16 protein-coding genes and 2 riboswitches are annotated in these 19,371 nt (G+C 36.0%); of the genes, 7 read left to right on the top strand and 9 right to left on the bottom strand.

Annotated features, from left to right (window positions below; translation table 11 throughout):
* Positions 1-148 precede the first annotated feature (148 nt).
* Entirely contained in the window at positions 149-691 is a 543-nt protein-coding gene (locus tag MKX78_RS12340) for a cysteine hydrolase family protein (protein ID WP_341052750.1), read from the bottom strand.
* Positions 692-1,288: 597 nt separating this feature from the next.
* On the bottom strand, positions 1,289-1,744 hold the full coding sequence (locus MKX78_RS12335) for a VOC family protein (protein WP_307313830.1): 456 nt from the start codon (positions 1,742-1,744) through the stop codon (positions 1,289-1,291).
* Between the two features lie 76 nt (positions 1,745-1,820).
* Here MKX78_RS12335 and MKX78_RS12330 point away from each other — a divergent pair, with 76 nt between their 5' ends.
* Positions 1,821-2,729, top strand: a complete 909-nt coding sequence (locus MKX78_RS12330; RefSeq protein ID WP_341051141.1) for a helix-turn-helix transcriptional regulator — start codon at positions 1,821-1,823, stop codon at positions 2,727-2,729.
* Between the two features lie 244 nt (positions 2,730-2,973).
* Here MKX78_RS12330 and pdxT read toward each other — a convergent pair whose 3' ends face one another.
* Positions 2,974-3,564: a pyridoxal 5'-phosphate synthase glutaminase subunit PdxT gene (gene pdxT, locus MKX78_RS12325; protein ID WP_341052749.1), complete on the bottom strand. Its 591-nt coding sequence runs from the start codon at positions 3,562-3,564 to the stop codon at positions 2,974-2,976.
* 2 nt (positions 3,565-3,566) lie between these two features.
* On the bottom strand, positions 3,567-4,454 hold the full coding sequence (pdxS, locus tag MKX78_RS12320; protein ID WP_322909365.1) for a pyridoxal 5'-phosphate synthase lyase subunit PdxS: 888 nt from the start codon (positions 4,452-4,454) through the stop codon (positions 3,567-3,569).
* A 114-nt stretch (positions 4,455-4,568) separates the two neighbouring features.
* Between pdxS and pdxR the strand changes: the two genes are divergently transcribed.
* A complete protein-coding gene (pdxR, locus tag MKX78_RS12315; RefSeq protein WP_340974981.1) occupies positions 4,569-5,984 on the top strand; it encodes a MocR-like pyridoxine biosynthesis transcription factor PdxR in 1,416 nt (471 codons plus the stop codon).
* Positions 5,985-6,120: 136 nt separating this feature from the next.
* Here the strand turns inward: pdxR and MKX78_RS12310 are convergent, their stop codons facing one another.
* The 5 genes from MKX78_RS12310 to MKX78_RS12290 form a co-directional block, all read right to left on the bottom strand.
* Positions 6,121-6,906 carry an energy-coupling factor transporter transmembrane component T family protein gene (locus MKX78_RS12310; protein WP_340974980.1) on the bottom strand — a complete coding sequence of 262 codons (786 nt, stop codon included), beginning with the start codon at positions 6,904-6,906 and terminating at the stop codon, positions 6,121-6,123.
* A complete protein-coding gene (locus MKX78_RS12305) occupies positions 6,903-8,468 on the bottom strand; it encodes an ABC transporter ATP-binding protein (protein WP_341051139.1) in 1,566 nt (521 codons plus the stop codon). The genes MKX78_RS12310 and MKX78_RS12305 overlap by 4 nt, the downstream gene beginning before the upstream one ends.
* Positions 8,443-9,054, bottom strand: coding sequence for an ECF transporter S component (locus MKX78_RS12300; RefSeq protein ID WP_095373259.1), 612 nt, complete (start codon positions 9,052-9,054; stop codon positions 8,443-8,445). Before MKX78_RS12300 ends, MKX78_RS12305 begins: the two co-directional genes overlap by 26 nt.
* The gene (locus tag MKX78_RS12295; RefSeq protein WP_095373260.1) at positions 9,051-9,659 is read right to left on the bottom strand and encodes a YkoF family thiamine/hydroxymethylpyrimidine-binding protein; all 609 of its coding nucleotides are present in this window, start codon (positions 9,657-9,659) and stop codon (positions 9,051-9,053) included. Before MKX78_RS12295 ends, MKX78_RS12300 begins: the two co-directional genes overlap by 4 nt.
* A gap of 87 nt (positions 9,660-9,746) precedes the next feature.
* A riboswitch (TPP riboswitch) is annotated at positions 9,747-9,850 on the bottom strand.
* A gap of 206 nt (positions 9,851-10,056) precedes the next feature.
* Positions 10,057-10,626: a TetR/AcrR family transcriptional regulator gene (locus MKX78_RS12290; RefSeq protein WP_307313847.1), complete on the bottom strand. Its 570-nt coding sequence runs from the start codon at positions 10,624-10,626 to the stop codon at positions 10,057-10,059.
* Between the two features lie 157 nt (positions 10,627-10,783).
* Here MKX78_RS12290 and MKX78_RS12285 point away from each other — a divergent pair, with 157 nt between their 5' ends.
* The 5 genes from MKX78_RS12285 to MKX78_RS12265 all read left to right on the top strand — a co-directional run bounded on the left by MKX78_RS12285 (position 10,784) and on the right by MKX78_RS12265 (position 19,366).
* On the top strand, positions 10,784-12,850 hold the full coding sequence (locus tag MKX78_RS12285) for an efflux RND transporter permease subunit (protein ID WP_341051136.1): 2,067 nt from the start codon (positions 10,784-10,786) through the stop codon (positions 12,848-12,850).
* Entirely contained in the window at positions 12,837-14,648 is a 1,812-nt protein-coding gene (locus MKX78_RS12280; protein ID WP_341051135.1) for a YhgE/Pip domain-containing protein, read from the top strand. Before MKX78_RS12285 ends, MKX78_RS12280 begins: the two co-directional genes overlap by 14 nt.
* 284 nt (positions 14,649-14,932) lie before the next feature.
* A riboswitch (cobalamin riboswitch) is annotated at positions 14,933-15,117 on the top strand.
* Positions 15,118-15,318: 201 nt separating this feature from the next.
* Complete coding sequence (locus tag MKX78_RS12275) at positions 15,319-17,001, top strand: acyl-CoA dehydrogenase family protein (protein ID WP_307313856.1); 1,683 nt, start codon at positions 15,319-15,321, stop codon at positions 16,999-17,001.
* A complete protein-coding gene (locus MKX78_RS12270) occupies positions 17,001-17,912 on the top strand; it encodes an NAD(P)-dependent oxidoreductase (RefSeq protein ID WP_341052748.1) in 912 nt (303 codons plus the stop codon). The genes MKX78_RS12275 and MKX78_RS12270 overlap by 1 nt, the downstream gene beginning before the upstream one ends.
* Positions 17,909-19,366 (top strand): CoA-acylating methylmalonate-semialdehyde dehydrogenase, encoded by a 1,458-nt coding sequence (locus tag MKX78_RS12265; protein WP_341051132.1) that lies wholly within the window; start codon positions 17,909-17,911, stop codon positions 19,364-19,366. Before MKX78_RS12270 ends, MKX78_RS12265 begins: the two co-directional genes overlap by 4 nt.
* Positions 19,367-19,371: the final 5 nt, after the last annotated feature.

Raw genomic sequence — 19,371 nt, 5'->3', positions numbered from 1 at the left:
ACAGCTTACTATGAAGAGCCTTGCTATATCTGAAATAGTAAGGCTTTTCATAGGGATGACTAAAATCATCAATACTTCTGTATGCTGTTCATCTTTTTACATATTGAGGTTGTTTTAACTCTCCAATAAATATTCCGCATAAATGATTCTATTTGATTGCTTTTATCAATTGTTCAGTTGTAAGTATAGTAGCGAACTCTTCATTTAAAGTTGCAAGAGAAATGTTATGTATCGTCTCAGCATCGTAACAGTTATTGTGATGGTCTTTTAAGGCAAATGCTGCCGTTGCATCTGAGATAAGGTAAGTGTTGAAACCTAAGTTCCCACTCATTCTTGTAGTCGTTGATACACAATGGGGAGTAGTTAAACCCACTATTACGACAGATTTTAATTCATTAGACTTGAGAAAGCCCTCCAAGTTGGTACCGATAAAACTACTATTCACCTTCTTAGTTATTACTTCTTCACCTGAAATAGGTTCAACACATTCTTTTATCGAGAACCCTTCATTAGCAGGATGAAAAAGCGAAGGCGGTTGATCAGATTTGTGTTGAATATGTATGACTTGCCACCCTTTTTTTCTCCAAATCGTTAGTATTTTACTCATATTTTCCTCTGCATTTAAGTTGTTACGTTCTCCCCATTTATTATCATCAAACGCTTTCTGGACATCTACAATTATCAAACCCATATTCCCTTGCTCCATGAAAATCCCCCTTGATTCATTAATACTCATTTAATTTTTACATCAGCCAACATGATAAGACAGGCTTTACCTTGTTTCCCCTTTTTAGTTTACATTAACACCAAGTTACATTTATAACAAAACCTAGTAATAAAATATATATTAGCTTGGAGTGTCCATCTGTTTCCAACTATTAAAAAACAAACCAGACCATGCTGCAATGTTTGATTGAAAATATTTACACAATTGTTGAAATGAAAGAGATAACTACACCATTTAGCAGGGAAATAAAGGCTATAAATGATGATGGAGACATTGGGAAAAGTTCCATATATGTATGAAAAAGCTCAATACAGCATTTCTACACAGTCTATTCATTTAGTAAACTTCTTTTATAGTATAGCGTTTAGTATTCTTTACCAAAAATAAAAAAATATCCTTTATCCATTTATATCAATATTTCTTATTAAATATCTAATCATAGAAATAAAACAAGCCCCGAAATTTCCAAATAATATAGGAAATCTCAGAGGCTAGTTTGTCTATTCTGTTTAGTCTGGGTGTTACGCCAAAAAGGTTGGACAAATCCCCAATAATAGAAGATTAATCTACATAACCATCTATAAATTTACTTGCCTCACTATTAAACTTCCACATTACCCCAAATCTATCGACTAACATTCCAAAACTTGCTGACCATGGCGTAGAAGAAATCGGCATAATCACAGTACCACCTTCTGAAAGGCTTTCGAAATATTGTTCATTTATTTCGGGATCAGCGTCAATAATACTAATTAAGAGGGTATTACCATTTGTGATATCACCTGTGACAGCTTGCATAAAAGGCGGAACATCAGAGATCATTAAAATATTCTCCGAAAACTCCATACGAGATTCCATAATCATATTTTGTTCTTTTTTTGTTAATGGGGCATTGGGATTTTGACCGAAGTCGCCAAATTTTACTATTTTTTTGCTAGTTGCTGATAATGCCTTTTCATAAAAGGCCAATGCTTCTTCTGCTTTTCCATCAAATTGTAGATAATTTATTGCTTTCATATTTTATTCCTCCTTTTCATATTTGAAGTATAATAGTACATAAGCGACATATGTTTGTCGTATATCGGAGGAGAATATGAAAAAAATTGAGCGACTTATCTCGATAGTAATGATTTTGTTACAAAAGGAAGTTGTATCGGCTTCAGAATTTAGTCAGCTTTTTCATGTGACGAGAAGAACGATTCAACGTGATATGGAAACATTAAGTTATGCAAAAATCCCTATTTATGCGAAATATGGTGTTGAAGGGGGATATGCGCTAATGGAAGAGTATAAATTTGATAAACGTTTACTAAATCACAAGGATATAGAAAATATACTTATAGCTTTAGCAGGCTTTGAGGGACTGATTACAAATCAAGAAATTCAAACGACTATTCAAAAAATTAGAGGAATGACCAGCACAGATATTTCTCCAAATCTTAATCTATCTTTCTATGATTGGGTTGGGAGAAGGCAATCTAAAGCAGATATTTTATTTATTGAGCAAGCAATTAATAATAATCGGTTATTAAAGTTTGAGTATGTTGACCAAATAGGAAACATAACTTATAGGGTGGTAGAACCTTATAGACTACATTTAAGTGAAATGCATTGGTATCTATTTGGCTATAACTTAGAACGGAAAGACAATCGAACATTTAAGTTGACGAGGATATTAAATATCCAAAAAGGCGGTTATTTTGATGCAAGAATTAATCAGGAATACAAACATGAAAGACAACACAATAAAGAAAAAACAATGGTTAATGTACATCTATCAATAGATGTTGCTGTAAGGGATCAATTTATCGATAGATATGGGAAAGATGCCGTTAAGAAAGAAGCTGGAACAAGTTACGTTGCAACAATTGAATTGCCTGAGAATCAATATGCTTATCAATTTTTGGCTGGATTTGGTAATAAAGTTAAGATTTTAGAACCAAAAGCATTTATTGTGAAATATGTAAAGTTTTTGGAGGGGGCAGTGAAACTTTATAAATAAAATGGTTACTGCTGTTCTTCTAAACAGCTAAACGGACTCGAAGAAGGAGCGTATTTTTACCGAAGTAAGCAAGTGTGTTTCGTCATCTTGCCATATATAACTTCTCGCGATAAGAAATAGATTTGCAGGTTAGGAAAAGGAGAGTAAATAAATACATAGAGAACCCGGAAAAATTCCTATTAGGAAACAGCTCTTTTCCGGGCATTTCTTTTTAACTTATCTGTAGCAAGGCTCTTTTTGTGATTTAATGAATGGTAGACATTTGCTGTGCCTGTTTTACCATCTCGATAAATAATTTCATCCAACGATTATCCTCTGTTAATTCAGGGTGGAAGGAGGTAACAAGTAGATGACCTTGTTTGGCAGCTACAATTTGGTTATCATATGTAGCTAACACTTCCACATGCTCTGTTACTTCTGTAATAATTGGGGCTCTAATAAATACTGCTGGAACATTGTCTGTGAATCCCTTTACTTGTAACATTGTTTCAAAACTATCTTTTTGTCGACCGAAGGCATTTCGCTTTACACTTATATCCATTAACCGTAAATGCGCTTCACTACCATCGGCTAACTCATTAGCTAGTAATACTAAACCCGCACAAGTGCCAAAAATTGGTTTCTTTTCTGCTGAAAACTGTTGAATTGGTGCTTTGAATTCATAATAATCAATTAGTTTTCTTATTGCCGTACTTTCTCCACCAGGAATAATTAAAGCATCAAGTGATGATAGTTCACTTGCTTTTTTTACGGCTACAGCGGCTTGCCCGGCTGACTCGATTTGTTTTATGTGCTCAGAAACGGCTCCTTGCAAGGCGAGTACGCCAATTTTCAACATTACCAACCACGCTCCTGCATTCTTTCTTCTAAGGATAATTTAGAAATATCTAATCCTTTCATAGCAGCACCGAGTTCTTGCGAAAGCTTCCCGATTAAATCGTAGTCTTTATAATGCGTTGTTGCTTGCACAATGCTATGAGCAAACTTTTCTGGATTTTCAGATTTAAAAATACCCGATCCTACAAAGACACCGTCAGAACCAAGTTCCATCATAAGAGCAGCGTCTGCTGGTGTTGCAATCCCTCCAGCAGCAAAGTTTACTACTGGTAATTTGCCATTTTTCTTAATTTCACGAAGGATATCATATGGTGCACCTAAGAGTTTAGCTTCTGTCATGAGTTCATCATCATTCATTAAAGTGATTTTCCGAATTTGTGCTTGAACTTTTCTCATATGTCTTACTGCTTCAACAATATTACCTGTGCCCGGTTCACCTTTCGTTCTTAACATGGATGCACCTTCACCAATTCTTCTTGCTGCTTCACCTAAATCACGACATCCACACACAAATGGAACCGTAAACTCACTTTTTAAAATATGGTACTCTTCATCTGCAGGGGTTAATACTTCACTCTCATCTATGTAATCAACACCCATTGCTTCTAACACTCGTGCCTCAACAATATGTCCAATTCTAGCTTTGGCCATGACAGGAATAGACACTGCCTGCATCACTTCTTCTACAATTCTTGGATCGGCCATGCGAGCGACTCCTCCAGCTGCACGAATATCCGAAGGCACGCGCTCTAATGCCATAACAGCAACTGCGCCTGCTGCTTCAGCGACCTTTGCTTGCTCAGCATTGACGACATCCATAATGACACCGCCTTTTTGCATTTGTGCCATCCCGCGTTTTACTGTTTCTGTACCTACTAATTGACTCATTTTCATTCCTCCATTGCATTTTTCAGATTTGTTTATTAGTATAAAAAGGAACTGATATGATTGTAAGTATCAGTTTTTGATAATTTTATAGTATCAGTTAGAGGGGGCAGTTAGATGGATTACTTAGCTTGTGAGTTGTTAAGAGACAGTGATGTACCTTTATATGAGCAATTATATGACTATATTAAAGGCGAAATAACAGTGGGAAGATTATTAGAAGGAGATAAGCTTCCATCTAAACGAAAATTAGCCACCTTGTTAAAAATAAGTCAAAATACTATTCAAACAGCGTATGAACAGCTTGAAGCGGAAGGTTATATTGAAGTACAAGCGCGCAGAGGCTACTTTATATTACCATTAACAGACTTAGAATATATCGAAAGTAAAATGAAGAATGAAGGTTCAACAGTTGGTGTTTATCCTAAAGAACAAACCGCGATTTATGATTTTCACCCGAGCCAAATTGATACTGTTCACTTTCCATATGATAAATGGCGAAAGTATGTGAAACAACATATTGAACCGGTTCATCAGTCCTCATTACTGCTTGGTGAAAACCAAGGGGAACTTGATTTAAGGCAGGAAATTGCGCAGTACTTATATCATTCCCGTGGCGTAACTTGCAAGTCTGAACAAATAGTAATTGGTGCAGGTGTAGAAGTTCTTTTACAACAGCTGATTTTTCTATTTGATAAAAATACAGTCTATGGGGTGGAAGACCCAGGTTACCATTTAATGATGAAGATACTACATAATTACGGATATGAAGTGTATCCACTTTTAGTGGATAGACAAGGAGTCGACATTCACGCCATAAAAAAATCACCTATAGATATCCTGTATACGACACCTTCACACCATTTCCCTTATGGAACCGTTTTACCGATTCAACGAAGACAACAATTGTTGAATTGGGCAGCAGAGAAGGATGATCGCTACATTATTGAAGATGATTATGACAGCGAGTTTCGCTATAACGGAAAAACGATACCGTCTCTGCAAAGTATGGACAGAGGGGAAAAGGTTATTTATTTAGGCTCTTTTTCTAAATCTTTTATTCCATCATTGCGAATTAGTTATATGGTTTTGCCAAAACCCCTTGTTAAATCTTATAAAGAAAAATTATCTTTTTATCATTGCACGGTTTCGAGAATAGACCAAAATGCTTTAAGTGGATTTATGAAAGACGGGGAGTTTGAAAAGCATTTAAACCGGATGAAAAAAGTTTATAGAAGAAAGGTCGAAATAGTTCTAAACGTACTCAAGTCCTTTCCGCAATTAGAAGTTATGGGAGAAAGCTCTGGATTACATGTCGTATTGATTGTCAAGAACGGAATGAATGAAAGCGAACTCGTAGCACGCGCAAAAAGAGAGCGCTTGAAAATTTATCCTTTATCTAATTACTCCATAATTAGAAGAGATGATAAAGAACCGCAAATTATATTAGGCTTTGCAGGTATTCGTGAAGAGCAATTGGAACACAGCTTGAAAGCATTGTTCAAAGCGTGGGGGATGGATGAGATTGATTAAATAAATCTCTCTTTGCTTGATTCAATAAAAAAATTAGAATTAAGTACTTTAAGATAATCAACAACGAACAAATTCTTATCATATAACTGAACTTGTTCGTTGTTAATTTTACTTAGAAAGGTTTTAGCGAGTAAAGTTAGGGCATAATCCGATGGCCAAATATATTAAGTGTACCCAATCGATAGGAGACGTAATAGGCGATTATTAATATGATAAGCATGATGATAAAAAATAGGTAATCAGTCGCTTTGATTTTCATTACAGTATAATAGGTTCGATCTTTTGACCCTGTAAAACCTTTTGATTCCATTGCAATTGCGACTCTTTCAGCCTTCCGAATGGCGCCAGCTAATAGGGGGATAAAATATTGTCTCGTATGTTCCACGCGATTTCTCCATCCTTTTGCACGACCAAGGCCCCGAACACGATGAGCTTTCTTTAACAGGTCTAATTCGTGCTTGAAGGTTGGAACAAAGCGATACCCTGCCAAAATACCATAAGTTAACTTAGGTGAAAGGCGAACTTGCTGCATTAAACTTAACATAAATTTTGTTGGATCAGTTGTAAAAGCAAAGAGTAAAGATAACCCTATAAAACACAATGACCTTAGTGCTAAACTCATACTAACTATAATGCTACCCATCCTAATATCAAAAGAAAAGAACGAAAAAACAATAGGACCAGTTGCGTACTTATCATCCGTATACAGCATTGTCATCCAAGCTAACCCGAGCGTAAAAAAGGACATCGGTATAAAGTAAAACAACCATTTCTTTATGTTCAGTTTACTGAAGAAAAAGGTAAGTATCAGGATATAAATAAACATAATCGCTGGTGTAATAATATCAAAGGAAAAGCTCAACAAAATGGCAGGTAAGATAACCGTAATAGCTTTTATGGTTGGATTTAATGAGTGTATCATATCGTCATCTCTTCATTTATCAACCGTAAGCGGTAAGGTATCCTTAATCTGGCTCTTTCTAAAAGGTCAGTTTTTCGCCAAAGTGCTTTAGGTGTACCATCATAAACGATCTTTCCTTGTTGCATAACCAAGACATTATTACAGTATGAATCAACTAAATCCATGTCATGTGTAACGAAAACGATGGTGGCCCCTTTATCATTTAGGTGCATGACTTTACGCATAAATTGAGAGGTCGTATAGGCATCTTGTCCAAATGTTGGTTCATCGAATAGAAGTAAATCAGGTTTGGAATGTAACATCGTTGCTACACTTAGCCTTCTTTTTTGGCCACCACTTAAGGAAAATGGATTTTTCCACTTATCAGATAAGAGATCAAAATCGGTTAATAAATGATGAACCATTCTTTCTGTTTCTTCTGTAGAATAGCCACTTAGCTTGATACCAAAACACACTTCATCGTATACAGTTTGGTTAATAAATTGATGCTCAGGATTTTGAAATACATAGCCCATATTCTTATACAATTCGTTTTCATGCCAATTACTTAATGGAGTGTTTAAAAAATCGATTGAGCCTGATACGGGCTTAATTAATTTGGCTATTAACTGTAATAAAGTAGATTTACCAGCACCATTTTCGCCAACTATTGCGCAAAAGTCCCCTTCTTTGATTGAAAAGGAAAGTTCATTTAGGATTTGCTTATTTTTATAGTTAAATTGTATATCTTTAAGATTGACGATTACTTCTGTACTTTCTTTCTCACTTGATGGTCGACTAGGCATTTTCCTATTTTCATACCTTTTAGGAACTCTTATACGATTCTTCGTCAACTTATGTAAATGATTTTGAAAACCTTCCTTCGGCGTACTATCTAAAAGTATTTCTCCTTTTTTATTAAGCGCAACCAACCGATGAGCGTATGGTTCCCAGTCATCGATTTCGTGTTCAATTACAAGCAAACCAAATCTTTGTTGTTTTTGAATCTTAATAATTGTCTCGATAAACTCGAGGCTAGATATCGGATCTAAATTTGCTGTAGGTTCATCTAAAATTAAGTATTGAGGGTCCATTAAAAGGATAGAAGCTAGCGCAACCTTTTGTTTTTGTCCTCCTGAAAGATGGTGAATGTTATGTTTCATATATTGTGATAATCCTACAATATCTAGCACATGTTCTATTCTTTGTTTCATTTGGCATCTGGGAATAGACAAGTTTTCTAACACAAATGCTAATTCATCTTCTACACGAACCATGCAAAACTGACTTTCTGGATCTTGAAAGACAATGCCTATTTCTTGGTTTATTACTCCTTTGGGGTAGGAGGAGATATTTCTCCCTTTATATAAAAGGTCCCCTGAAGTAAAACCTTCAACCGCCTCAGGATATAGACCATTTAAACATAGTGTCAGTGTACTTTTGCCAGAACCACTTGCTCCAAGTAATAAAGTCACTTCCTCTGCATATAACTTACAGCTTACATTATTTACAGAAGGTTCATCGTGTTTATCAAAGGAAAATGAGAAAGAGTCTAATTCAAAAATTGGTTGATGATTTTCCATGCCTTGCTAGTACCTCCTTCCCAATAGGGTACCCATTTAAAACACCAGTTTTCGCTAGTTGATCTGCTAATATTTTTCCTAAATAACCAGCAATGATAGCTCCACTTAAGAGACGTATAACAAACATTGTCATAATAAGCCAGGATTCATAGGCATGAAAACCTGATACAAAGAAATGGTAAGGAAAACTAATAAATGCAGCGCTGACACCTGAAAAAACGAGAATACGAGGTTGATAATTTTTCCATTTTGTCAGAGCAAAAGCGATTTCCGCCCCTAATCCTTGCACCATCCCTGAAAGAATTAAAGTGGGTCCAGATGTTGAGCCGACAAGTACTTCGGTAATAGCAGCAATGGTTTCTGCTGTAAAAGCAACGCCTGGCTTTCTGATAATGTAAGCAGCTATTATGGATACAATAAACCATATGCCATAAATCAATTCATAACCAATGGGTCCAAACCCAAACGGGGTAAGGATGGCAACAAGAACTTTACCGACCCCAAAAAACCCTAAATAAATAAAGCCAAATACGACACCCAGGACTGACATGAGAACAATATCTTTCAGACGCCATGATTTTATCATGAGACTTTCACTTCTTTAGCTTTTCCAGTAGGGCTGTTAGCTGATAATGTGAATGTCATTGTCACATGAGATACATCTTGCTTGGTCTGATCGAAAACGTTCTGTAACAAGTTAAAAATATCATTCACCTTGCCATCAAGCCTTGTGGCATAATGGCTATGGCTAACGTTTACTTCAGTCTCCTTGGACCAATCAATTTGCTCATAAATTTTTTCCATATAATCTTCCCTCCCTAAGGGATAGAGGGCAAATTTACAACCTGCAAGCTGGTCTATTTCTTTTGTATCATCCTTGTTCAAGGCAATGTCAGATTCGTCCATGTATACATCTGCTGCTGAATCTCCTGGACAACCAATCGAAAAGGTACCACTCATAGCGATGTGTTCTCCTGTTTTAGCTGCGTGTAAAAAGATTGCCCTCACTACATCAAAAACATGAATTTGCTTACCACGGATACAAGTAGATACATCATCAGTTTCTGACCACACCTTTGACATGTTCACTTCTTTAAGGGCAAATAAGATGATGTCCACATACCTCTCACTCATTGGAGAAAGCGTAAACTGACAACCTACGATACTACTTGTTCCACATAATTGATTCATACAAAAATCTCCTTTTAACATTTTTTGAACAAAAAAAACTGCACCCCGATGGAATGCAGTTTGGCTATGCAGAAAAAAAAGAGAATACACTGACCAACTGCACTTCCCCACGCTAGTATTATCTAGATCGGGTTATAAGGGTCAGGCAATTGCCTTCTCAGCCATTAAATATAGCTCCCCTAGCGCATTCGATATATTTTATTTGTTCGTCTATCCTATCATAAGCAAAAAATCATTATCTGTAAACCAATACTTGTCAATTGATAATGTAGTAGAGATAAATACAATTTACTAATTGATACGTAAATGATGCAAAAGAGTAAGGAATACAGTTTAAATCGCAATATAGTAGAGGTGAATAAAATATTGATGTGAAGAATGTTGATATATTCGCATACTATTTAGAATGAAGAATAACCCGATTACTAATTTCAGTAATAATGGTTGTCATTTCTTCCGGAGATTCTTTCATCCCATTCATTAACCATTTTTCAATTACATAAATACATCCACTAATTACAAAGTAAATCATATATTTTGATTTATCTATATTTATGACCTGCGGATCTTCCTTTAAACTATTAATAATGATTGATTGTGCAGTATCAATCACTCTCGTTTGAAAAGCTTTGTTACCATGGTCACTAAATAAAACAAGAAAATCAGCACTTCGTTTATAAACATAATCTAATAAATACTTCGTCATTGCAAAAGTTTCATTTGTCTCATTATGGTTGTACTGTTTTAAAGTGACTTGTAATTCTAACAAAATCTCATCTTCAATATGCTGGAGTAAATCAAATTGATCACGATAATGGCTATAAAAAGTAGAACGATTGATATCTGCTTTTTGACATAATTCTTTAATGGTAATGGATGAAATTATCTTTTCTCTTAATAATTCCATTAAACTTTCCTTTAACACCATACGAGTATATTGTTTCCGACGATCCAATTTTTTGTTCATCATGCCACCCTCACTTTTTTAGAGAAATCCAACAAAGTACGCTTAAATGTTGGATGTTAAACATTTTTTACACAACTGTTTGTTGTTTATCTAACACAGTGGTATGTATAATGTTACTGTAAAAGAATTTCAACATCAAGAAGTGGGGAAACCAATAATGATTGAGTTTATTATTCGTTATAAAAAATCTGTAACAATCATTTTCTTTTTGTTATCAGTGCTTTCTGCTATTGGATTTCTGTTTGTGAATGTTAATTATAATATGAAAGATTATATCCCAGCAGAAGCTGAATCTACCGTTGCTTTAGAAGTGATGGAAGATGAGTTTACTAGTGGCATTCCAAATACAAGCGTAATGGTTGAGAATGTAACAATCCAAGAAGCGCTCGTTATTAAAGAGAAATTAAATAAGGTTCAAGGTGTAACTGATGTGATGTGGTTAGATGATGCGATGGACATAAGAACACCAATAGAAACCGGAGACCAAGGCACAATAGAAAATTACTACAAAAATAATCACGCTCTTTATTCTGTCACCATTGAGAGTGGCAAAGAGGTCGAAGCAACAGAAGATATATATCAAATAATTGGTGAGAAGGGATCACTTATTGGCGAAGCTGCAAATACAGCTACGCAGCAGAAAATGACAGGGCAAGAAACGTTACTCGCTGCAGGGATACTTATTCCCATTATTATCATTATACTAGTTCTCTCGACAAACTCTTGGGTCGAACCGCTCTTTTTCTTAACGGCTATCGGTGTATCGGTAATTATTAATTTAGGGAGTAATGTTTTTATAGGAGAAGTGTCCTTTGTGACACAATCAGTCGCACCAATTTTGCAGTTAGCTGTTTCCTTGGATTACGCTATCTTTTTATTACATAGTTTTCAAGATTATCGTAAACAAGGGCATGAGCCAAATCTAGCTATGAAACTAGCTATGAAAGAATCGTTTAGTGTCATTGCCTCGAGCGCATCTACAACTCTATTTGGATTTATTGCATTATTGTTTATGGATTTTGAGATTGGATCAGACCTAGGTTTAAACCTTGTTAAAGGAATAATTTTAAGTTTTATAAGTGTGATGGTATTCCTTCCAGCACTTACATTATTATTCCATCATTGGATTGAAAAAACACAGCACAAATCATTAATACCAAATTTTGAAGGTATTGGAAAAAAAACATTAAAGTTAAGGTTTCCAGTCTTGATTTTCGTCTTACTTCTCATTATACCTAGCTTTTTAGCACAAAAAGAAACCTCATTTACTTATGGAATGGGGGATCAACCTGATAGTACTAGATTAGGGCAAGACATCCAAAAAGTAGAAGAAATATTTGGCGAATCAACCGCTGTAGTATTATTGGTACCTAATAATGAAATAGGTAAAGAAAAAGAAATGATTGAATCTATTGAAGAGGTTGACCATGTCTCAAATGTAATTGGATACGCGAATATGGTTGGCTCGACTATTCCGCAAGAATATTTGGAGGAGGAAGCAAAGGAACAATTCTTATCTAATAATTACAGTCGAATCATCATTAATACTGATGCAGGAACAGAAGGAGATATTCCTTTTCAATTAGTAGAAGAGGTAAGGGAAATAGGTACTAACTATTTTGGTAATCAAGCGTTAACTTTAGGCGAAAGTGTTGCACTTTATGATATGAAATCAACTGTTACAGAAGATAATTCTTTAGTAAATACTTTAACCGTTATCGCGGTTGGACTCGTGTTACTTGTCACATTCAAATCATTATCATTACCGATTATCTTATTATTAACAATACAATCTTCTGTTTGGATTAATCTCGCCATACCCTATTTTACCGATACGTCATTAGTATTTATTGGTTATCTCATCGTTAGCACTGTACAGCTTGCAGCAACGGTCGATTATGCCATTTTATTAACAGAGACTTATAAGCATAATCGTGGAAAGTTATCTCCAAAACAAGCGATGAGAAAAACAATTGATGAGAAATTATTTTCCATTATCGTTTCAGCGTCCATATTATCAAGTGTCGGATTTATATTATGGCTAACTTCCTCAAATCCAATCGTCGGTTCTATAGGATTATTATTAGGTAGAGGAGCATTGCTCGCGTTTTTACTCGTTATACTTTTTCTACCTGGATTATTATTACTATGTGATAAATTGATTCAAAAAACATCTCTTCAAATGGACTTTAGTAACAAGGAGGAAAAACATGAAGATCATTAAATGGATGCTTATCACTGCTTCTCTATTTTTCTTTCCTGTGATGAATATACATGCAGAATCACAACCTGTTAAAGATGGAATGAGTAAAGGGAAAGTAGCAAACAAAAATGAAGTGATTTATGCTAACTTGCTAGCAGACGGTAACCTAACCGAATTATATGTTGTCAATTCTTTTGAAATGATAGAACCTGGTGTGATTGAGGATTTTGGAAATTACGAAAAAGTTAAAAATCTAACTGACACATCAAAAATTAGCAAAGAAAATAATCAGATCACATTACAAGCAAGAGAAGAAAATTATTATTATCAAGGAAACTTACCAAATAACTCTGAGTTACCTTGGCGTTTTACAATTAATTATTACCTTAATAATAAAAAGATTAATCCAGAAAATTTAGCTGGTAAATCTGGCGATATAAAAATGGAAATTGCTGTAGAAGCGAATGAAGGTAAGCGTTCTTCATTCTCTGAAAATTATATGCTGCAAATTAGCGTACCGCTGAACACTGAAAAATTTAAGGATATAAAAGCTGAGAATGCCACTGTTGCACAATCCGGCAAAGATAAGCAGCTCACTTTTACCGTTATGCCTGAGCAGGAAGAAGTATTTACGATTGAGGCAGAAACAAATCATTTTGAAACAGAAGGTGTGCAAATATCTGCTTTACCTGCTTCACTTGCCATTGATAGCCCAGATACTGAAGAATTGACGAGTGAATTTCACTCATTAACTGAGGCAATTGGTGACATTCATCATGGTGTCGGAGACTTAGAAATAGGAATGAATGAACTTTCATCAGGCTTACGGTCATTAGAGGGTGGGTCTGCACAATATAAAAAAGGACTAAATGAATTAAGTCAGTCTGGTGACCGATTAACTGAAGGATCAGCACAAATAAATAATACTTTATCATTGATTAAAGATGAGATTAAACAAGCCAGTGGCGTGAGTGGTATTGGGGAACTCGAGAATGTAACAATCGATCTGCCTGAGGTGGCGGATAATCTAGAACAAGCAGCTAATGATGTAGACCAAGTAGTTGTTAATTACAATGAGGTAAAAACACAAATCAACCGTGCTCTGGAGCAGATACCAGATAACCAAATTTCAGATAAAGAGATAAATAAATTATATGAAAGTAATGCGGATAAAGAGGTAATTGACCAATTGGTAGAAACCTATAGAGGGACAAAAGCTACTCAAGAAGTTCTACTACTAGCCAAAGATAACCTTACAGACATGGTTGAACCTATATCAACCTTTAGTCAATCAATGAGAGAAGCAGCAGGTAACCTTCGTGCAATATCATCTAATATAGACGAATCTATTCTTCAAATTGACATTGATGAAGGGTTAAAACAATTGACATCTGGTGTTGAAGAAATGGTATCTAACTATAATCAATTCCACCAAGGGTTACTTGCTTATACAGGCGGTGTTTCTGAATTAAGTACATCATATAGTGACATCCATGAAGGAATTAGCGGTTCTCTATCTGGAGCTCGGCAACTAACCAAAGGAGCTGGCTCGCTTCATAATGGAACTGGACAATTACATGATGCAACTAAAGACATTCCTGATGAGGTGACAAAAGAAGTTGATGAAATGATATCGCAATATGATAAATCTGATTATGAGCCAATTTCTTTTGTATCAGATAAAAATAATGAAAAGTTGGAACTAGTCCAATTTGTCATCCAAACAGATAAGATTAAAACAAAAGATAACAAAGAAGATGTAAAAGAAACAAAAGATAAAGTAGGATTCTTCGAGAAACTTCTTAACTTATTTAAGTAAACTTGAAAAACACGCTTCTGCATTCTAGGAGGCGTGTTTCTCTTTTTGGTGGTAAATTTATATAAACCTTTCATGTTACATCAAACGATCAGTCAAAATGAAGAATTAGGCTTTCTTCTACTCGGGTTATAGGAGTGGATTTAATCAATGACTCTAGCTTATATTGTGGTTGGAAGAAAAATGATAAAGAGCCTAACTTTTTCATCATTTTAAGCTGAGAATACATATTCTAAAAAATAAATTGTAAATTTTCCGAAAAATTGATATATTGTTAGTGTGAAAACTAAATAGCTAACTAAACAGGTGCTTGTTCATCAAGCTTAAAAGGGAAACCGGTTAGACTCCGGTGCTGTCCCGCAACTGTATTTGCGAGCGGATTGTACATAACCACTTATTCATTATTGAATGGGGAAGGAGCAAATCCGCCACGACCATAAGCCAGGAGACCTGCCTGTTTTAGCCAACATCATTACCTACGCGGATAGGGGGTGTTAAGTGCGGATAGAAGAACATGTATATTACTCAACACATGTTTATTTGTTTGTCCACTCGTTACTTAACAACTTCTTTTAACAGGAGTTGTTATTTGTTTGAAGGTGGTTTGCTTCTTGCTACTGATTTGAGCAAGCGCTCAATCAAAGGAGATAGAAAGATGTAAAGGGAGTGCACGATGGCGAAGCTAAAAAAAACGCTAGAAGAAAAGGGAGATATTTTTTCTCCTGAAGATTTTCTTGAAGAGGAACAACTCATTGCACAAACGGCAGAATTATTTATTAAGAATGAAGTGTTGCCCCAAATAGATTCATTAGAAAAAAAGAACTATGAAGTGGCTAAGAATCTGTTTCAAAAATCAGGGGAACTAGGTCTACTAGCTATTGATGTACCTGAGGATTATGGCGGGTTTGCACTTGGTAAAAAATTATCCGGGCTTATAGCTGAAAAGATAGGATACGGTGGGGCTTTTAGTGTTTCGTATAATATTCATGTAGGTGTTGGCACATTACCGTATGTTTATTTTGGTTCAGAAGCACAAAAACAAAAGTATTTACCACAACTCATCTCCGGGGATTGGATTGGTGCTTATGCCTTAACGGAAGCAGGAGCTGGATCGGACGCACTTTCACCGAAAACAAGAGCTATTTACAACAGCAAGAGTGATAGTTGGATAATAAATGGGGAAAAACAATGGATTACCAATGCTCACATAGCAAATGTGTTTGTTGTATTTTGCCAAACAAATGACGGGATGACTGCTTTTAGTGTTGAAAAAGACATAGCAGGCGTATCTATTGGTGCAGAAGAAGAAAAGATGGGTATTCATGGATCATCAACAGCTACACTTATACTGGAAGATGTCGTTGTGCCATCCGCTAATATACTAGGAGAAAAAGGAAAAGGTCATCAAGTTGCCATGAATATATTAAATCTTGCTAGATTGAAGCTAGCTTTCTCGAATATTGGCACAGCTAAACAAGCCTTCAACTTTTCTCTAAACTATGCGAAAGAGAGGCAACAATTTAATAGAACGCTGGTTGAATTTACTTTGATACAAGAAAAATTAGCTGATATGGTGACATCTATTTATGCAAGTGAAAGTGCCGCTTATCGCACAGCAGATATGATTGATCAAGCTCCAACGGATGAAGGAATCACCTCTTTAAAAGCATTCGCAATGGAATGTGCCATAAACAAAGTGCGATGCTCTGAAATGCTTGGGCATGTAACAGATGAGGCCGTTCAAATTCATGGTGGATACGGTTATATGAGAGATTACGATGTTGAGCGACTATATAGGGATGCTCGAATCAGTCGTATCTTTGAAGGAACAAACGAAATCAATCGCTTAACCATAGCAAAAAACTTACTTCACAAACACTCATCTAAAGATATCACAATCAATACCCCTACACCATTACACCAAGATAGAAACAGCCAATTTATTGAGTTAGGAAAAGAACTGTTATCGCTGTCTTTGGAAGCGGTTTCAAATGCAAAGATTGATATAAATAGGGAACAGCAGTATGCACGTCTTTTAGCTAATATCATCACAGAACTATACACAATGGAATCGACTTATATGCGGACATTAAAACTGCAACATCGAAAACAAAATCAAAAGTGGAAAGATTTAGCGACTGATATTATATGCGAACAATGCTTTCAATATTTGAAACAACAAACGATTAGCCTGATTTCAGCAGCGATACTTGATGAAAAAGAACGATTCGTTGCATTCGCAAACATTGAAAATTACCAAATCCCACTCTACAGCAATCTGTTATTGAAAAAAAGGCAATTAGCACAAATACTTATTGATCAACCAAAATTACTGAAAGGAAGGGAGCTTAAATGATGGGTGAGAAAATCGGTTTTATTGGTTTAGGGAATATGGGTTTACCGATGGCGCAAAGCTTATTATCAGAAGGCAATGAAGTGTACGGCGTCGACCTCAACAAAGATGCTGAAGCAGCATTGCTAAGGTCGGGAGGTGTGATTGGATTATCTATCAATAATATCATAAAGCAAGTAAATTTTATTTTCACAAGCTTACCTTCAATGAAAGCGGTGGAAGAAATCTATTTAGGTGAGGAAGGATTGATTACAAAAGGACGGGAAGGCATTGTCCTGATTGATACAAGTACGGTTGCTCCTAGCTTGAATCAAAAATTAGCAGAAGAAGCAAAAAAGAAGAGCATTCATTTTCTTGCTGCTCCTGTCAGTGGGGGTGTAATCGGTGCTGAAAATCGTACTTTAACCATTATGGTCGGTGGTCCTAAACAAGCTTTCGAGCAATCCCAACCATTGTTAAATATTCTTGGAGAGAATATTTTTCATGTGAATGAACGAATTGAAAGCGGAACTGCAGTCAAATTAATCAATAACTTACTTATCGGTTTTTATACTGCTGGTGTAAGCGAAGCCTTAAATCTGGCAGAAAAAAGCAACATTCATTTAGCACAATTATTTGAGATGTTGAATGTGAGCTACGGCCAAAGTCGGATATATGAAAGAAACTATAAAAGTTTTATCGCGAACGAAGATTATCGTCCTGGTTTTACCTTGCAGCTATTAAATAAAGATCTTGGTTTCGCGCTTGATTTAGCCAAGGAACACGAATTGCAATTGCCAGTTAGTGAATTACTATTAAATATATACAAACATGCTGAAAACGAGGGTTATGGAAGCCAAGATATGGCTGTTCTTTATGAAAAAGTGAAAAATGATCAAACAAAAAATGCGAAAGAAACGGGGATGAAGGAATGATTAAAACAGAAATTCCAACAATGAAAAACCATATTAATGGTGAATGGGTTGATTCAAGCAGTAAGGAAGTGGAAGCCGTACCGAACCCGGCGAATGGGACAATTATTGCTTACGTCCCCCTTTCTGGTAAAGAAGATGTTGATTTAGCTGTCAAAGCTGCTGCTGCGGTCTATCCTAAGTGGGCTGAAGTACCCGTCCCAAATAGAGCGCGTCTGCTTTACCAATATCTTCATTTGTTAAAGGAGGAAAAAGAAAACCTCGCTCAAATTATTACAGAGGAAAATGGAAAAACATTAAAGGATGCGCGTGGTGAGGTACAAAGAGGAATTGAAGTCGTTGAACTCGCAACCTCCACTCCTAATTTAATGATGGGAGATGCCCTTCCTAGTATTGCCGAAGGGATAGATGGCTCAATTTGGCGCTATCCGCTTGGTGTTGTTGCTGGGATTTCCCCTTTTAACTTTCCAATGATGGTTCCTTTATGGATGTTTCCTCTGGCAATCGCCTGTGGGAATACATTTATACTGAAAGCTTCAGAAAGAACGCCGATCTTGGCTGGTAGACTCGTCGAGTTATTCTATGAGGCAGGTTTTCCTAAAGGGGTACTAAACCTTGTACATGGAGGAAAAGACGTGGTTAATCGCTTATTAGATCATCCAGAAATTCGTGCAATTTCTTTTGTTGGGTCAGAACCGGTCGCCAAACATGTTTATCAAACTGGCACCGCTCACGGAAAGAGAGTACAAGCATTAGCTGGTGCGAAAAATCACGCAGTTGTAACATCTAGTTGTCATCTAGAAAAAACGGTTCAAGGTGTTATTGGCGCAGCGTTTGGAAGTAGTGGGGAACGATGTATGGCTTGTTCTGTGGTAGCCGTTGTAGAAGATATAGCAGATGATTTTATGAACCTACTTGTAGCAGAAACGAAAAAACTTACTGTCGGGGATGGTCGGTTTGAAGAGCATTTTGTTGGACCACTCATTCGTGACACTCATAAATCCCGTGTGTTACAATATATCGCCTCAGGGGTATCAGAGGGAGCCAATTTAATCGTAGATGGTAGGGATACAGAGACGACAGAAGATGGTTATTATGTAGGTGCAACAATATTTGACAATGTAACATCCGATATGAAAATTTGGCAAGATGAGATTTTTGCACCGGTCTTAAGTGTCGTTAGAGTAAAAACATTTGAAGAAGGTATCGCCTTAACGAACCAATCAAAATTTGCCAACGGAGCTGTTATTTATACATCTAGTGGTAAAGAAGCACAAATTTTCAGGGAGAAGATTGATGCAGGCATGATTGGTGTAAATGTGAATGTACCTGCTCCTATGGCCTTTTTCTCTTTTGCTGGTAACAAATCATCCTTTTATGGAGATTTAGGAACTAACGGAAAAGATGGTGTTCAATTTTATACAAGAAAGAAAGTCGTAACTGAACGTTGGTTTTAAAAAAA

Source organism: Cytobacillus sp. FSL R5-0569, assembly GCF_038007265.1.
In the GTDB taxonomy this organism is placed as follows: Bacteria; Bacillota; Bacilli; order Bacillales; family Cytobacillaceae; genus Cytobacillus; species Cytobacillus kochii.
The sequence above is the reverse complement of the archived record's forward strand: the minus strand, read 5'-3'. Positions and strand labels throughout refer to the sequence as shown.

Coding starts and splice junctions, on each gene's coding strand:
- MKX78_RS12340 (WP_341052750.1), bottom strand. CDS start 691: ATGGGTTTGATAATTGTAGATGTCCAGAAAGCGTTTGATGATAATAAA.
- MKX78_RS12335 (WP_307313830.1), bottom strand. CDS start 1,744: ATGAAAGCAATAAATTATCTACAATTTGATGGAAAAGCAGAAGAAGCA.
- MKX78_RS12330 (WP_341051141.1), top strand. CDS start 1,821: ATGAAAAAAATTGAGCGACTTATCTCGATAGTAATGATTTTGTTACAA.
- pdxS (WP_322909365.1), bottom strand. CDS start 4,454: ATGAGTCAATTAGTAGGTACAGAAACAGTAAAACGCGGGATGGCACAA.
- pdxR (WP_340974981.1), top strand. CDS start 4,569: ATGGATTACTTAGCTTGTGAGTTGTTAAGAGACAGTGATGTACCTTTA.
- MKX78_RS12310 (WP_340974980.1), bottom strand. CDS start 6,906: ATGATACACTCATTAAATCCAACCATAAAAGCTATTACGGTTATCTTA.
- MKX78_RS12305 (WP_341051139.1), bottom strand. CDS start 8,468: ATGGAAAATCATCAACCAATTTTTGAATTAGACTCTTTCTCATTTTCC.
- MKX78_RS12300 (WP_095373259.1), bottom strand. CDS start 9,054: ATGATAAAATCATGGCGTCTGAAAGATATTGTTCTCATGTCAGTCCTG.
- MKX78_RS12295 (WP_095373260.1), bottom strand. CDS start 9,659: ATGAATCAATTATGTGGAACAAGTAGTATCGTAGGTTGTCAGTTTACG.
- MKX78_RS12290 (WP_307313847.1), bottom strand. CDS start 10,626: ATGAACAAAAAATTGGATCGTCGGAAACAATATACTCGTATGGTGTTA.
- MKX78_RS12285 (WP_341051136.1), top strand. CDS start 10,784: ATGATTGAGTTTATTATTCGTTATAAAAAATCTGTAACAATCATTTTC.
- MKX78_RS12280 (WP_341051135.1), top strand. CDS start 12,837: ATGAAGATCATTAAATGGATGCTTATCACTGCTTCTCTATTTTTCTTT.
- MKX78_RS12275 (WP_307313856.1), top strand. CDS start 15,319: ATGGCGAAGCTAAAAAAAACGCTAGAAGAAAAGGGAGATATTTTTTCT.
- MKX78_RS12270 (WP_341052748.1), top strand. CDS start 17,001: ATGGGTGAGAAAATCGGTTTTATTGGTTTAGGGAATATGGGTTTACCG.
- MKX78_RS12265 (WP_341051132.1), top strand. CDS start 17,909: ATGATTAAAACAGAAATTCCAACAATGAAAAACCATATTAATGGTGAA.